Raw genomic sequence first — 14,497 nt, 5'->3', positions numbered from 1 at the left:
GGCTGCGCTCAGCATGACCGTTTTATAATGTTTTTTTGGATAACTCGAAACGTCCAGCTTAAACCGCCGGAGCGGGAGTTTTTTACGCACCTCTTCAGTTCTTGCGGCATGGAATACTTTGTGGCGCAGGGCTCCGTGGTGCGCGCCATCTGGGGCAAGGCCGATACGGTGCTGTTCATTTTTGCCGGCGCGGCGGCTGAGTTCGCCCTCAACAAAGCCGTGGACTGGCTCTACTTCACCGGCCGGCTGCCCGCCGACCCGCTGGCCCGCCTGTTTTCCACGGTAGAGTACGCCCGCCGGATTGTGTACTCCCGGCAGGCCGATGCCGAGCGGGCCATCGATGCCATTGCGGCCATTCACGGGGCTGTAGAGGCCAAGCGCGGCATGGCCATTCCGGCCTGGGCCTACCGCGATGTGCTCTACCTGCTCATCGACTACTCCATTCGGGCATTTGAGGTGCTGGAACGGCCCCTGACGCTGGCCGAAAAAGAAGAAGTGTTTGACGTATTTGCCCGCGTGGGGCGGCGCATGGGCATCGCGGAAATCCCTGCCAGCTACGCCGCGTGGCTGCCCGCCCGCCAGCAGCACCTTGCCGCCGACCTGGCCCATAGCCGCTTCACTGCCGACCTCTACCTGCAGTACCGCAAGCACCTGGGGTCTTTTCGCTACTGGCTGCTGCGCCACGGCCAGCGCTTGGTGGTGCCCGCTACCGTGCGCAACCTGCTGCACCTGGGCGGTCCGTCGTGGGTGCAGCCCGTGGTGCCGGTGTACCGCGCCACGCAGCAGCTGGCACTGGGCCGCTGGATGAAGAACTCGATTTTGCCGACGGCTTATCGCGCTCAGATTCTGGCACTGGATGGCGAGCCGGAACGCCTCACCCCTGCCGGGGCGGGCTGAGCCGGGGCGGGCTGTGCGAATTGCGCTACCCTGGCAGCTACCGCAAACTTGGCTCCCGGCCAAGCGTATGCACAAGGGCACACTTCCCTTGCCCTGCAGCCCCTCGCCATGCCTACTCCGACCTCCGAAAAAGAAGAACTCCAACACGAGCGGTATGAGCTGCTGCAACAAATTACCGAGTGGCTCGAGACGCCCATGCTGGTGCTGGGGTTTGGGTGGCTGCTGTTGCTGGGAGTTGAGCTTATCTGGGGCCTTTCGCCGGCGCTGGAAATGCTGGGCACTACCATCTGGGCAATTTTCATTCTTGACTTTGTGGCCAAGTTCATCCTGGCCCCGCACAAGCTGTCGTTCCTGAAATCCAACGTCATCACCCTGGTTTCGCTGGTGGTGCCGGCCTTGCGCCTGTTCCGACTGGCGCGGGTGTTCCGGGCGGCGCGGGCGGTGCGGGGGCTGCGGCTGGTGAAGGTGGTGGGCTCCCTGAACCGCGGCATGAAGGCCCTGGCCCGCAGCTTCGGGCGCCGCGGGCTGAGCTACGTGCTGGGCCTTACCGGCGTGGTGCTGCTGCTGGGGGCCGCTGGCATGTACGCCTTCGAAAAAGACGTGCCCAACGGCCTGCGCACCTACCCCGAAGCCCTGTGGTGGACGGCCATGCTGCTCACCAGCATGGGCAGCGCCTATTGGCCCGAAACCAGCGAAGGCCGGGCGCTATGCTTCATTCTGGCGCTCTATGGCTTTGCCGTATTTGGCTACTTCACGGCCACGCTGGCCTCGTTCTTTATGGGCCGCGACGCCGAAGACCCCGAGGCGGAAGTAGCCGGCGCGGCAGCCGTAGCCGCGCTACACGAAGAAGTGCGCCAGCTACGGGCCGACTTGCAGGCCGGGCGGGCGGCAGATAAACGGTAAGTAATCATGCAGAAGCAACCGTAGCAAAAAAGACGGTCACGCTCATCTGGCGTCCGCGCAGCCGAGCATGACCGTCTTATTAGACCGTTTTTTAGTTATTCTGGTACGGCGTCACGTTCATATTCTGGAACATGAAGGACCATTTGTCGGTCTGCTCGCTGATGACCTGAGCGGTGGAGCGGCCGGCGCCGTGGCCGGCGTTGGTCTCAATGCGGATGAGCACGGGGGCGGCGCCGGTCTGCGACTCCTGCAGCTTGGAAGCGAATTTGAAGGAGTGCGCGGGCACTACCCGGTCGTCGTGGTCGGCGGTGGTGACCATGGTGGCGGGGTAGCTGGCAGGCTTTAGGGCGTGCACGGGCGAGTACTTGTAGAGGTAATCAAACATCTCCTTGGAGTCCTGGGCAGTACCGTAGTCGTAGGCCCAGCCGGCACCGGCCGTAAACTGGTTGTAGCGCAGCATGTCCATCACGCCCACAGCCGGGAAGGCCACCTTCACCAGGTCGGGGCGCTGGGCCATCACGGCGCCCACCAGCAGGCCGCCGTTGGAAGCGCCCGAAATGGCGAGGTAGTCCTTGGACGTGTAGTTGTTCTTAATCAGGTACTCGCCGGCGGCAATGAAGTCGTCGAACACGTTCTGCTTTTGCAGCTTGGTGCCGGCGGCGTGCCACTTCTCGCCGTACTCGCCGCCGCCGCGCAGGTTGGCTACGGCGTAGATGCCGCCGTTTTCGAGCAGCACAATGTTGGAGGTGCTGAAGCCCGGCGTCACGCTGCTGTTGAAACCGCCGTAGGCGTAGAGCAGCGTGGGGTTTTTGCCGTTGAGCACGGTGCCCTTTTTGTAGGTGATAATCATGGGCACGCGGGTGCCGTCCTTGGAGTTGTAAAACACCTGCTTCGACTCAAACTTGCTGGGGTCGAACTGCACGCCGGCTTTTTTGTAGACCGTGGATTTGCCGGTGGCGATGTCGTACTTGAAAATGGTAGGTGGGTAGATGTAGGACGTGAAGGTGTAGTAGGTTTCCTTTTCCTCTTTCTTGGTGCCGAAGCCGCCGGCTGTGCCCACCGAGGGCAGGGCGATGCTGCGCTCCTTCTTGCCGCTCATGTCATACTGCTCGATGAGCGAAGTGGCGTCTTTGAGGTAGTTGGCGAAGATTTTGCCGCCGCCGGTGGTGGCATTCAGCACGTTTTTGGTTTCCGGAATCAGGTCTTTCCAGTTGGCCGGCTTGGGGTTGGCGGCGTCCACGGTCACCACCCGGTTGTTGGGGGCATTGAAATCAGTTTCGAGGTAGAGCTTGCTGCCCACGTTGGCCAGCACGCTCACGTTGCTTTTCTCATTGTCTACAACCTGCACAATGGCGCTGCCGGGCTTGCTCAAATCCTGGATGTAGAGCTCGTTGCCGTTGGTGGTGTTGGCCGCGTTGATGACCAGGAACCGCTCGTCCTCGGTGAGGTTGGCGCCGATGTAGCGGCGGGGCGTTTTATCGCCGCCGAACACCAGCTTGTCGGTGCTTTGCTTGGTGCCCAGCTTGTGGTAAAACAGCTTGTGAATCTGGGTTTTGCCAGCCAACTGGCTACCGGCCATGGGCTTGTCGTAGGAGCTGTAGTAAAAGCCGTCGTTGCCGCGCCAAGCCAGGCCCGAGAACTTCACGTCCTTCAGCGTATCGCCCACCAGGGACTTATCGGCCGTTTTCATCACTATCACCTTGCGCCAGTCGGAGCCGCCCTCCGAAATCTGGTAGGCGGCCAGGCTGCCGTCTTTGCTGAAGCTGAGGCCAGCCAGCGAGGTGGTGCCGCTTTTCGAGAAGGTGTTGGGGTCGAGGAACACCTCCGGGGTGCCCGTACTGCCCAGCTGCCGGTATACCACCGACTGGCTCTGCAAGCCGGAATTTTTGGAAAAATACGTGTACTTGCCCTCCTTGTAAGGCGCGCCGTATTTCTCGTAATTCCACAGCGTTTCGAGGCGTTTGCGGATGGCGTCGCGGTAAGGAATTTGGGTTAGGTAGCCCTGCGTCACCTTGTTTTGTTCCTGCACCCAGTTCTTGGTGTCGGCTGCCTGGTCGTTTTCTAGCCAGCGGTACGGGTCGGCCACCTTGGTGCCGAAGTAAGTGGTCACGGTGTCCACCTTTTTGGTCTGCGGGTAAGGCAGCATCTTGATGGGCGTTTGGGCAAAGACGGGCGCGCCGAGCAGCAAAGCGGCACACGAGGCATAGAAGCTTTTCATAGAGTGGGGATGGTGGAAGGTTGAAATACTGGCAATTAACCCACCAGGAGCCACCTTGGTTCTTCAAAACCAGGTAGCGCTGCGGTTAAGAATGGGAAGGTACTGCAGCGCCGCTTTCCATTGGTGGTGCCGGGACAAAACCCCGCGCCCGCTGGCGGCACGGGGCCCTACCGGGCCGTGCTCACGCGCCAGATTTTATCGGCGGCATCGTCGGCCACCAGCAGGGAGCCATCGGGTAGGGTGGTCACGCCCACGGGGCGCCCGTAGGCATCTTTCGAGTCGCCACCGGCCAGGAAGCCGGTGAGGAAGTCTTCGGGCGGGCCGCTGGGCTTGCCGTTGGCGAAGGGCACGAACACGACTTTGTAGCCCGAAAAAGCCGAGCGGTTCCAGGAGCCGTGCTGGCCGATGAAGGCGCCGCTGTGGTACTTGGCCGGGAAGGCGGTTTTATCATAAAAAGCCAGGCCCAATGAAGCCGTGTGCGAGCCCAGCGGCACTTCGGGCACCAACGTTTTCTGCACCAAATCGGGCCGCTCGCCTTTGCGGCGCGGGTCTACGTTCGGGCCGAAATACGCGTAGGGCCAGCCGTAGAAGCCGCCTTCGCGCACGCTGGTCAGGTAGTCGGGCACGAGGTTGTCGCCCAGTTCGTCGCGCTCGTTCACGGCCGTCCAGAGGGTGGTGGTGCCGGGGGCCCAGCCCATGCCCACGGGGTTGCGCAGGCCGGCAGCGTATATTTTTTCGCCGCTGCCGTCGGGGTTAATCTGGAGGATGTTGGCGCGGCGCACTTCGGCTGCGGCGCCGTTTTCCTGCACGTTGCTGCCCGAGCCCACGCTCACGTAAATCTTCGAGCCGTCGGGGGCGGCCAGCAGGTTGCGGGTCCAGTGGTTGTTGTAGCCACCGGCGGGCAGCGTCAGAATTTTCTGGCCCTGGCCCGTGATTTTGGTGGCCCCGGCCGTGTAGGGGAAGCGCAAAATGCCGTCGGTGTTGGCCACGTAGAAGTAGTCGCCCAGCACCAGCATGCCGAAGGGTTGTTTCAGGTCGGCCAGGAAGGTGGTGCGCACGTCGGGCCGGCCGTCCTGGTTGGTATCCCGGAAGAGGGTGATGCGGTTGGCGCTTTCCGAGCGCAGCGAGCGGGACTTGTCCAGCTTCAGCTTAGCCACCACTTTCAGGGGCGTGGACTTGGGCACGGTGCTCGACTCGGCCACCAGCACGTCGCCGTTGGGGGCCACGTATATCCAGCGCGGGCTCTGCAGCTGGCCGGCGTACTCGGCCACCGCGAAGCCGGCCGGGGCGGTGGGGGTTTTGCCGGCGGGCCAGCCCACCACGTTCACCCGATTGGACACCGACTTGGTGCTGTAGGGCGCGGGCAGCCGCAGCGAATCCACGGCGGCCGTGGTGATGGTTTGGGCCGGCGTGGTGGCGGCGGCTTCCTGCTGTTCCTGTTTGCTGGGGCCGCTGCACGCGGCCAGCAGCGCCACCGACGCCAGCAGCGCAGTTGATTTACCTGGTTTCATAAGAGCGAATTAGCGAAGCCAAACCGATGGCCCGGCGTGAAGTGAACACCGGTTGGTTTACTTCGCTCCCCTGATTTGGTTGTGTGATACCACCCGGCCAGCAGCCTACTCCGCCAGCAGTCCCTGCTCCCGGAGCCAGTCAAAAATCAGCTGGTCCACGGCCGAAACTTCGGGCCGGTGCCGGTAGGTCAGCCACACCACTTCCTCGATTTCGGCGGCGGGCTGCAGGGTGCCGGTGTAGCTGGCGCGGTAGCAGGTCATGCGCACCAGCACGCCGCTGGGGTGGCCGTGGGCTGGCGCTTCGAACGTGCCCACGTACGCCAGGCTGCTCGGGTCGAGGGCCACGGTCAGCTCCTCGCTGATTTCGCGCAGCAGGGTTTGCTGGTCGGTTTCGCCGGCTTCGCGCTTGCCGCCGGGAATGTAGTACCGGTCTTTGCCACGGCTGCGGGTGCTCAGGAGCTGGCCGTCGTGCAGGTGTAGCCAGGCTATTTTGTCAATCATTCAGAATTCGTGTTACGCGTGTGCCACCGGCAGACAGTACGCCATACGCGCCTTTGGCTCTTGCAGATGCCAGGTCCAGGCCGGGGCGCATTTGCCCCCGCGGCCGGCGCGTGCGCTCTGCTCTGCATCAGCGGAAGCGAAATCCGGGGTATAAATTGGGGCTTTGTAGCAGCTTTAACCCTTCCGAGGCCCTGGCTGGCCTTGCCGGACGCGGGCGCGGCGCTTTCGCAACCATAGCTACCTGCTTCTTTCCGCTTGTCATCCTATTAATGCCCACCATGCCCCTTTCTGCTTTCTCAGCCCCGCTCTTTTCGTTTAAGCACGCTCGTCAGGCCCTTGCGGTGTTCTGCCTGTGCCTGCTCTGGCATACCGCCGCCGCCGAGGAAATAAAGTCGCCCAACGGCCAGCTGCGGCTGCAGTTTGCGCTGCAGGCCGACGGCGTGCCCACCTACCGCCTCACCTACAAGGGCCGCGATGTCATCAAAACCAGCAAGCTGGGCTTCGACCTGAAAAATGCCCCCGCCCTCACCAGCGGCTTTGCGGTGGCTGCCTCCCAGCAGCGCACCTTCGACGAGACCTGGACGCCGGTGTGGGGCGAGGTAAAAACCATTCGCAACCACTACAACGAGTTGGCCGTGACGCTCACCCAGGCCGCCACCAGCCGCACCCTGCGGGTGCGGTTCCGCGTGTTCGACGACGGGCTGGGCTTTCGCTACGAGTTTCCGAAGCAGGATAAGCTGGGGCATTTTGTGGTGAAGGAAGAGCGCACGCAGTTCGCCCTGGCCGGCGACCACAAGGCCTTCTGGCTGCCCGGCGACTACGACACCCAGGAGTACAGCACCGTCACGTCGAACCTATCCGAAGTGCGCGGCAAGATGAAGGACGCCGTGACCGGCAACGCCTCGCAAACCACCTTCTCCCCCACCGGCGTGCAAACCCCGCTCATGCTCAAAAGCAAAGACGGGCTCTACATCAACATCCACGAGGCGGCGCTGATTGACTATTCCTGCCTGAACCTGGAGCTGAACGACCAGACCTTCGTGCTCGAAAGCCACCTCACGCCCGACGCCGTGGGCGACAAAGGCTACCTCCAGACGCCCACCCACTCGCCCTGGCGCACCGTGGTGGTGAGCGACCGGGCCGGGGCTATTTTGGAATCGAAGCTCATCCTGAACCTCAACGAACCCACCAAGTACAAAGATACCAGCTGGATTAAGCCTGTAAAATACGTGGGCGTGTGGTGGGAAATGATAACCGGCCGCAGCTCCTGGGCCTACACCGACGCCACCAACATCAAGCTGGATTCGGTGGACTACCGCACCCTGAAGCCCAACGGCAAGCACGCCGCCAACACGGCCCACGTGAAGGAGTACATCGACTTCGCCGCGCTGCACGGCTTCGACGCCGTGCTGGTGGAAGGCTGGAACACGGGCTGGGAAGACTGGTTTGGCCAGAGCAAGGACTACGTGTTCGACTTCGTGACGCCCTACCCCGATTTCGACGTGCAGGAGCTGCACCGCTACGCCGCCAGCAAGAACGTAAAAATGATGATGCACCACGAAACCAGCGGCTCGGCGCGCAACTACGAGCGGCACATGGACGAGGCCTACAAATTCATGGTCGACAACGGCTACAACGCCGTGAAAAGCGGCTACGTGGGCAACATTCTGCCCCGCGGCGAGCACCACTACGGCCAGTGGCTGGTGAACCACTACCTCTACGCCATCACCAAAGCGGCCGACTACAAAATCATGGTGAATGCCCACGAAGCCGTGCGGCCCACCGGCCTGTCGCGCACCTACCCCAACCTGATTGGCAACGAGGCCGCCCGCGGCACCGAGTACGAATCCTTTGGCGGCAACAACGCCGACCACACCACCATCCTGCCCTTCACCCGCCTCATGGGTGGGCCCATGGACTACACGCCCGGCATTTTTCAAACGAAAATCAGCGTCCTCAACCCCCAAAACAAGTCCTTCGTGCACAGCACTTTGGCCCGGCAGCTGGCCCTGTACGTGACCATGTACTCGCCGCTGCAAATGGCCGCCGACCTGCCCGAGCACTACAACCAGCACCTCGACGCGTTCCAGTTCATTAAGGACGTGGCCATTGACTGGGACGACACCCAGGTGCTGGAAGCCGAGCCCGGCGACTACATCACCATCGCCCGCAAAGCCAAAGGCAAAAGCAGCTGGTTTATCGGCAGCACCTGCGATGAAAACGGCCGCACCTCCACCGTCAACCTCCGCTTCCTGGACCGGGGCAAGAAGTACGTGGCCACCATCTACGCCGATGCCCGGGACGCGCATTACGAGAAGAACCCCCAGGCCTACGCCATCCGCAAAGTCAACGTGACCAGCAAGAGCAAGCTCTCGCAATACTGCGCCCCCGGCGGCGGCTACGCCATCAGCGTGGTAGAGACCACGCGGTAAAAAGAGCCCGGCAGACCGGTTGTTTCGGGCTGTGACGCCAGTTTGAGGTCAGCTTGAATGCATCCTCGTAGAGGTAGCAGTTCGCGCAAATGGCGCTTATTTATTTCTGCAGCCATTCAATAGATGACATTCCCTGCTCTACGCACCTATAGCATGAATCGAATCATTTGCGCGGCTGTCTTAAGCGTACTCGGCGGCTCACACCCAACGGCGGCCCAAGTCGTGAGGATGGGCACCAAAGGCGGCGTCAGCCTCACGACCCTGGTGGGGCCAGGCACAGGCGTGCCGCCTAGTATCAGTCCCTTGGTAGGCGCTATTGGTGGGCTGTACCGCACGTTTGCATTGGGAGCCAGCAGCCGGTGGGTGGTGCAGGCGGAACTGCTGTACAGCCAGCAGGGCTACCGTCTTTCCAACAGTAGCACTGGCTACAAGGCCACTTTGCGGTCCAATTACGTGTGTCTGCCGGTGCTGCTGACGGGTCATTATCACGGCTTCTTTGGGGAGGTCGGCCCACAATTGGGGTATCTGGCGGGGGTGCGCGAAGAATACTTCGTGCCGGTGCCCGGCGTGGTTGGCACCGGCAAAAGGGTGAACACGGACCCAAAGGGGCTGCCCCGTTGGGACGGAGCCGCAGTAGCAGGCCTCGGATACCAGTGGCCAAGCGGCTGGAGTCTTGAATTGCGATACACGGGCAGTTTCACCGGAATATATGAGAGAGGACGCGGCACGAACGCGCGGCCTCGCCACGCGGGCGTGCAGGCCTTGGTGAGCGTGCCTCTGCTCCGGTAGGCTCCGCAGAACCGGCCAATTTTTATTAGGACGAAGGCACTAAACTGGCGCTAGTTTAGGGCAATTTTGAGTTACAAGCTCACGTAGGCCGCGGTTCATGCAAACTAGGGTTTTAGCATGCCTTACACAGCAAATGAAGAAAGCGTTATTAAGCATACACTTTGGCTTCTTATTCCCTTTCCTATTGATAGGTGAAGGCATTGGCAGTACCAAAGCTCGTCTTATGACTTTGATGTTTTTCGCAGTAGCGAGTGCTGGGCTCGTATTTCGTAGCCGCTTTGCTGCGTTTGACGACTCCGAATCGGCTGATATAGTATGCTTTACAGTAGTACCTCTTATTGTTTTTGCCGTGAATAGCTACCTCTTCTCAAATGAAGCGTTTTACAAGGCGGAAATACTCCATTTGAGGACCAGAACAATGTCAATTAAACTCTTCCATTGCTTGGCATCCTACTCCCTGATGCTTTTGGCGTACTATTTTGCTTTTTAGAATGCGGCAATAGCGGGCAATATCGCCGGGTACACCGACGGTCCCGATGGGGCAGACGGTGTAGTCCTTTTCCGGGTTGAGCGGCCCGGCCTGTTGGCAGGCCAACACCAGGTAGGGCGCCGGCTCAATGCGCGCTCGGGCGGGCTACAGGCGGGCTAGAACGGAAGAACTGCGAACCACTAAGTTTGACTACTTGCCGCTCGTGTACGTACAGACAGGTTTATACTTCCTTCGTACTGCTGCCTATGTTGCTTGATGCAAAGTTGCCCCCTAGCTTTATTCTGAGACAAATTCTGCCCGATGTAGCGGTGTTGCTGATTATCTCAGTTATCTTCCAGGTGCTGAAGGTGTTCGTGGGACCGTACTTGCCGCCCATTCCGCTGTCGTTGCCCTCCATTCTGGGTGGTTCTATTTCGCTGCTGCTGGCCTTCACCCTCAGCCAGTCGTACGACCGGTGGTGGGAGGCGCGCAAGGTGTGGGGCGCCATCGTCAACGACTCACGCACGCTCCTGCTGCAGGTGCGCAGCTTTGTCAAGGCGGACCACCTGACGCCGGCGCTGTTGCGCGGCCTGGCCTACCGGCAGATGGCGTGGTGCTACGGCCTGGGCGAGGCCCTGCGGGGCCAGGACCCAATGGCCACGCTGGTCCGCTACCTGCCGGCGCAGGAGCTGGCCTACGCGGGGCAGCACGCCAACAAGCCGCTGGCGCTGCTGGCGCTGCACACGCAGCAAATCAAAACCCTCTACGAGCAAGAGGCTATCAACCCCTTCCAGCAGGTGCAGCTCGATGCCACCCTGGTGCGCCTGTGCGACGCGATGGGGCGGGCCGAGCGCATCAAAAGCACGGTGTTTCCCACCAACTACCGGCGGCTGGTGCATTTTCTGATCTACCTGTTTCTGGGCACCTTGTCTCTGAGCCTGGTGGAAATCAACGGCCTGTGGGAACTCCCCATCCTGCTCATGTTCGCCGTCACGTTCTTCCTAGTCGAGCGCACCGCCCGCTACATGCAGGACCCCTTCAGCGACTTGCCCACCGATACACCCGTCACGGCCATTGCCCGCACCGTAGAAATCAACCTGCGGCAACTGCTGGAGGAAGACGAAGTGCCCGCTCCGCTCCCCGCCGAGGCATTTTATTTGATGTAGGAGCATTTCATCACTGCGGCTACCACTCCCTGCCAGCTCCGGAAGAGAAAGCACGGCTCGCCAGGCTGCCGTAGCTGCGGGTGTTCAGCGGGCGGCCCTCGTGCTGGTGCAGCCAAGCAGCTCTATCAATCATAAACATGCGGCAACGGAGTTTACGAAACTCATTGCCTTGCGCCATTTCCTAAACTTTGAATCGTAGACGAGTTTCTTAAACTCGACCATGGACGAAAAGAGCGCAATCGCGCCTATATTGGTGTTGCAATAGCCCGTCGTTTAGTCGTTTACGAAAAGGAGCGATTAACTAAAATCGTAAGTAAAAAGAGCTTGGTACACGTTCAAGGTCTGCCCAGAATTGGACTCGATGTCCCGTACGCCCGTGCGCAGTGGCAATAAAGAGGCCTCTACCACGGTGACCCCGTGCTCGCTTAGCAGCCGCAGAATAACGGCGGCCTGGGGCGAATCGGCGTTGGCCAGGGCCTGCCCGACTACGCGCTCGGGGCTGAACGGGAACAGCGCAGCAAAGCGGCCCACCATTGAAAGATGGAGCAAGTACGCGGCCTCGCCCTGCAGTACGTAGGCAAAAGACACGTCGTAATTGGAGTCGGTGATGTCTTCCACCGCAAAGACTTGTTGCAGGGCAGCCACGAGGTCCCGGTACGGCCGCTGCCGCAGGGCCCGGTCGACGAACGCATAATTAGGGGCCTGTAGCGACCCATAAGCCGCTGTTAGCGCGTGAGTAAGCCAGTCCAACATCACCGCAAGCTAAGATGGTATTCGTTTAAGAAAACGGTGGCAAGCTAAACGGCCGGGACTTTCATTTTCCTAGTTACTCGCTCAATATGCGATGAAGCTCCAAGTTCTGGTAGTAGTGATGACCGGAAATGACTTTTTTAGCCAAGATGCCCATGTTCACTAACTGATTGAGGTACTTGCGGGCCGTGTTTTCTACGTACAGGCGCTCATCGGTCAGGTGCTTGACCTTGGTAAAGGGCTGGGTAAAGAGGCTGTTAACCAGTTGCTCCGGGCGCTCCATTTGGGTATCGGTTACCACGGCCTGCAAAATGGCGTCCTTGGCCGCCACCAGGTCGTTGATTTTATCATAGGTCAGGGTGGCCGTGGTTTCGACGGCCCGCAGCATGTAGAGCAGCCAGGATTTCCAATCGCCCCGCTGCGATACCCCCGACAGGAAGGCGTAGTAGTCGGCCTTGTGGTCCATGATGTAGCGGCTCAAAAACAGAATCGGGTAATCCAGCAGCCCTTTGTGGGTCAGGTAGTGGATGTTGAATACCCGGCCCGTGCGGCCGTTGCCGTCGCGAAACGGGTGAATGGCTTCGAATTGAAAATGGCCAATGGCCATCTTCAGCACCGGGTCGAGGGGGTAGCGCGCGTCGTCGTTCAGGAACGCGAGCAGGTTGGCCAGCTTGGCTTCCAGGACGCCCTTGCCCCGCGGAGGCGTATAGGCCGCCTTCCCCGCGTTGGGGCCAGAGCCGCCCTGCTTTATGTATATCTGCGCGCTGGGCGGGCGGATGCCGTCCGTGGCCTGCGTGATTTGCCGGTATACTTGGGGAAAATACTCGGCCTCAATGGACGGACGGTCCCGCAGGTATTCGTGCCCGTGCCACAGGGCTTCGCGGTAACGCAGCACTTCCTTGGGCGCGCCGTCACTCGTCGCCGTGGCCTGCTCGCTGTAGGCTTTGTAGAGCTCGTCGTCGGTGGTGAAGATGTTTTCGATGGCGCTGGAGGCCTTGGCTTCCTGCAGGCTGATGCTGTTGATGAGCAAGCCTTGGTTGGGAATGACGGCGCTCCGGCCCTGCAGCCGCCCCAGCGCGGCCCGGGCCTTGACTAACTGGCTCAGGATTTCAACCGTTTCCACCAGCTCTGCCGCCACGGGTAATTCCGGCAGCGCGTTCCACGGCTGGTTGCGGTCCGGGTTAATGGGATAGCTCATTGACGCGGTTTCACGGGTTAAGTGGCCTGTTACAAGCACAAACCTACGGCTTTTCATGCAGGCATCACTGGATGCATTTATTTAATGTCTGCTCTGATTTAGGCCTCATCAAGGACCGATTCCAGCAGACCAAACGTTAAAACAACATAGATTTTGATGTTTACAGCTACTTCGGCTTCGTCGAGTTCAAAGTAAGGAGCGAATAAACGCCAAACGATGACAAGCCCGAGTTACCTTCCGGCCATGCTCCGCCGCTTGCCCCTCTACCTCTGCCTGGTGTTGCTCACCCAGTGCAGCAAGTGCAAGAACGACCCCGCCCCGGTCACGCCTGCCGACCAGTTACCCCCCCGCCACGCAAACCGGCGCCAACACCTTTGGCTGCCTGCTTAACGGCCAGCTTTGGACCCAGGCGGGCAGTCCTTTTAATGGGCCGATACTGGCCGCCGAATGGAATCAAAGCCGACTTAGTATCAGTTGTCGCCGGACATTTAATAACGCGAACGGCAGCTCAAACACCAATCAATCGATAGAATTTGCGATTGACCCGGTCGCTGGGCCTGGTAATTACCAGCTTAATGATTCAAAGCAAAATCTTTTAGTGTTTTCGAACTTCCTCACGAATTGCCAATACCTCACGGGCAGCGGTCAGTCAGCTGCAGTCCAAATCACCCGTTGGGACCCGGTCGCCCGCATCGTATCGGGCCGATTCACTTTCACCTTGGAAACCCCCGGTTGCGGACGAGTAACGGTTAGTGAGGGCCGGTTTGACACGCATTTTTAAGGCCTTTGTCGCCCTAGCGGTTTCCTGCCTGAGGCAAAATAGCAAGACTGCTTAAGTTTAGCAAAAGGGTCCGAAGGTAAACGCGCCTCGTTCAGCATTACGAGGGTTCAATTAATTTCTCTGGGCGTCGCCTTGACAACACCCCTGTATCGCGTTCTATGTACTTAACTGCAAGTTGTTTATTCAGTGATAGGGGCCGTTCGTGAAGTCGAAAGAGGCGGAAGATTGCTTGGTATGTGCACCTACCGAGCCTGTACATTTGAGCATCGCAATAATCTAGTTCTGCTTTGCCGCTCCCTTTCATGAAAATCTACCCACTCCTGATGCTGGGTGCCCTGCTGGGTCTGAGCCAGTGCCAGAAAAACGACCCCGCCCCGGTGGACCAGTTGCCCCCGGCTACCCAGACCGGGGCCAACACCTTTGGCTGCCTGCTCAACGGCCAACCCTGGACTCCCCAGGGAAATAACGGTAAGCCCAACTTCACTGTTAGTTATGACCCCGGTTATGCGGGGGGGGCCTTGCAGGTTAAGACGTACCGCTATGTTGAACCCAATCAGGTGCGACAAGGCATCACATTTGGGGCAGCGAACGTGACACAGGCAGGGTTTTATAGCTTTGATTTGCCTAACAGCAACTCCGCGTTTTACACGGACTTGAGCCAGCCCTCACCCTGTGACTACATCGGGGACCCTCCCCGTGTTACCTACCAAAAAGGTACCCTCACGATTACGCGGCTAGACCTGACACAAGGCGTCGTTTCGGGCACCTTTTCCTTCACGCTTTACCAGCCCGGCTGCGACACAGTGCGCGTCACCAACGGGCGTTTCGACAAGAAGCTCTAAGCAGCGGCCGGATTGCGTCTTTAGTAGTTTGCGAAAACGG

General features: G+C 60.0%; 11 protein-coding genes. 6 read left to right on the top strand and 5 right to left on the bottom strand.

The genetic code is table 11. The features are described 5' to 3' along the window. The first annotated feature begins 108 nt into the window (after nt 1-108). Both BEN48_RS03365 and BEN48_RS03360 read left to right on the top strand, forming a co-directional pair. Nucleotides 109-897, top strand: a complete 789-nt coding sequence (locus BEN48_RS03365; protein ID WP_070732924.1) for an oxygenase MpaB family protein — start codon at nt 109-111, stop codon at nt 895-897. A gap of 108 nt (nt 898-1,005) precedes the next feature. Continuing rightward, nucleotides 1,006-1,800, top strand: a complete 795-nt coding sequence (locus BEN48_RS03360) for an ion transporter (RefSeq protein WP_070732922.1) — start codon at nt 1,006-1,008, stop codon at nt 1,798-1,800. Between the two features lie 91 nt (nt 1,801-1,891). Here the strand turns inward: BEN48_RS03360 and BEN48_RS03355 are convergent, their stop codons facing one another. The 3 genes from BEN48_RS03355 to BEN48_RS03345 all read right to left on the bottom strand — a co-directional run bounded on the left by BEN48_RS03355 (nt 1,892) and on the right by BEN48_RS03345 (nt 6,030). After that, nucleotides 1,892-4,018, bottom strand: coding sequence for a prolyl oligopeptidase family serine peptidase (locus tag BEN48_RS03355; protein WP_083320714.1), 2,127 nt, complete (start codon nt 4,016-4,018; stop codon nt 1,892-1,894). Between the two features lie 167 nt (nt 4,019-4,185). Continuing rightward, a complete protein-coding gene (locus BEN48_RS03350; RefSeq protein ID WP_070732920.1) occupies nt 4,186-5,529 on the bottom strand; it encodes a PQQ-dependent sugar dehydrogenase in 1,344 nt (447 codons plus the stop codon). A 105-nt stretch (nt 5,530-5,634) separates the two neighbouring features. Beyond that, nucleotides 5,635-6,030, bottom strand: a complete 396-nt coding sequence (locus BEN48_RS03345) for an NUDIX hydrolase (protein WP_070732917.1) — start codon at nt 6,028-6,030, stop codon at nt 5,635-5,637. 278 nt (nt 6,031-6,308) lie between these two features. Between BEN48_RS03345 and BEN48_RS03340 the strand changes: the two genes are divergently transcribed. From BEN48_RS03340 to BEN48_RS03325, 3 genes are all read left to right on the top strand, one after another. Further along, a complete protein-coding gene (locus BEN48_RS03340) occupies nt 6,309-8,462 on the top strand; it encodes a glycoside hydrolase family 97 protein (protein ID WP_083320717.1) in 2,154 nt (717 codons plus the stop codon). 123 nt (nt 8,463-8,585) lie between these two features. Further along, a complete protein-coding gene (locus tag BEN48_RS03335; protein WP_070732915.1) occupies nt 8,586-9,251 on the top strand; it encodes a porin family protein in 666 nt (221 codons plus the stop codon). Nucleotides 9,252-10,004: 753 nt separating this feature from the next. Beyond that, a complete protein-coding gene (locus BEN48_RS03325; protein WP_241502155.1) occupies nt 10,005-10,886 on the top strand; it encodes a bestrophin family protein in 882 nt (293 codons plus the stop codon). Nucleotides 10,887-11,183: 297 nt separating this feature from the next. Here the strand turns inward: BEN48_RS03325 and BEN48_RS03320 are convergent, their stop codons facing one another. Continuing rightward, nucleotides 11,184-11,639, bottom strand: a complete 456-nt coding sequence (locus BEN48_RS03320) for a hypothetical protein (protein WP_070732909.1) — start codon at nt 11,637-11,639, stop codon at nt 11,184-11,186. 73 nt (nt 11,640-11,712) lie between these two features. Beyond that, entirely contained in the window at nt 11,713-12,834 is a 1,122-nt protein-coding gene (locus BEN48_RS03315; RefSeq protein ID WP_070732908.1) for a Fic family protein, read from the bottom strand. A 1,083-nt stretch (nt 12,835-13,917) separates the two neighbouring features. Between BEN48_RS03315 and BEN48_RS03310 the strand changes: the two genes are divergently transcribed. Next, entirely contained in the window at nt 13,918-14,457 is a 540-nt protein-coding gene (locus BEN48_RS03310; protein ID WP_070732906.1) for a DUF6252 family protein, read from the top strand. Nucleotides 14,458-14,497 lie beyond the last annotated feature (40 nt).

The organism is Hymenobacter glacialis, from assembly GCF_001816165.1.
Lineage (GTDB): Bacteria > Bacteroidota > Bacteroidia > Cytophagales > Hymenobacteraceae > Hymenobacter > Hymenobacter glacialis.
The sequence above is the reverse complement of the archived record's forward strand: the minus strand, read 5'-3'. Positions and strand labels throughout refer to the sequence as shown.

Coding starts and splice junctions, on each gene's coding strand:
- BEN48_RS03365 (WP_070732924.1), top strand. CDS start 109: ATGGAATACTTTGTGGCGCAGGGCTCCGTGGTGCGCGCCATCTGGGGC.
- BEN48_RS03360 (WP_070732922.1), top strand. CDS start 1,006: ATGCCTACTCCGACCTCCGAAAAAGAAGAACTCCAACACGAGCGGTAT.
- BEN48_RS03355 (WP_083320714.1), bottom strand. CDS start 4,018: ATGAAAAGCTTCTATGCCTCGTGTGCCGCTTTGCTGCTCGGCGCGCCC.
- BEN48_RS03350 (WP_070732920.1), bottom strand. CDS start 5,529: ATGAAACCAGGTAAATCAACTGCGCTGCTGGCGTCGGTGGCGCTGCTG.
- BEN48_RS03345 (WP_070732917.1), bottom strand. CDS start 6,030: ATGATTGACAAAATAGCCTGGCTACACCTGCACGACGGCCAGCTCCTG.
- BEN48_RS03340 (WP_083320717.1), top strand. CDS start 6,309: ATGCCCCTTTCTGCTTTCTCAGCCCCGCTCTTTTCGTTTAAGCACGCT.
- BEN48_RS03335 (WP_070732915.1), top strand. CDS start 8,586: ATGACATTCCCTGCTCTACGCACCTATAGCATGAATCGAATCATTTGC.
- BEN48_RS03320 (WP_070732909.1), bottom strand. CDS start 11,639: ATGTTGGACTGGCTTACTCACGCGCTAACAGCGGCTTATGGGTCGCTA.
- BEN48_RS03315 (WP_070732908.1), bottom strand. CDS start 12,834: ATGAGCTATCCCATTAACCCGGACCGCAACCAGCCGTGGAACGCGCTG.
- BEN48_RS03310 (WP_070732906.1), top strand. CDS start 13,918: ATGAAAATCTACCCACTCCTGATGCTGGGTGCCCTGCTGGGTCTGAGC.